Source organism: Desulfonatronum sp. SC1 (assembly GCF_003046795.1).
In the GTDB taxonomy this organism is placed as follows: Bacteria; Desulfobacterota; Desulfovibrionia; order Desulfovibrionales; family Desulfonatronaceae; genus Desulfonatronum.
On record NZ_PZKN01000157.1, the window covers coordinates 1 to 443 of the forward strand.

Here is a 443-nt window from a genome sequence, read left to right on the forward strand (position 1 = left end):
AGCACCTGCAGACCTTCGACGGCGTGATGCTCGGTCGCGAGGCCTACCACAACCCCTACCTGCTGGCCGCGGTGGACAGCCAGTTGTTCGGCAGCGAAGCGCCGCCGCTCAGTCGCAGCGAGGCCTTGCTCCGTCTGCGTCCGTACATCGAGCGACACCAGGCCGAAGGCGGCGCGATGCATCACGTGACCCGCCATATCCTCGGCCTGGCCCAGGGCTTCCCCGGCTCCCGGCGATTCCGCCAGTTGCTCTCGGTGGACGTGCACAAGGCCGCCGATCCGCTGCGGGTTTTCGACCAGGCGCTGGAACTTCTGGCGGGGCGATAGCTCCCATTGAGCCGCGCCTGCGGCTCGGGTAAGGTCGGGGAATTCTTCTTCCCAAGAACCCACCTGACAAGACCTCGCCATGACTTCGAAGCTGGAACAACTCAAGCAATACACCAC

1 protein-coding gene is annotated in these 443 nt (G+C 65.0%); it reads left to right on the forward strand.

Annotated features, from left to right (window positions below):
* On the forward strand, positions 1 to 326 hold a 326-nt coding region (locus tag C6366_RS18745; RefSeq protein ID WP_199221610.1), incomplete at its 5' end, for a tRNA-dihydrouridine synthase.
* Positions 327 to 443 lie beyond the last annotated feature (117 nt).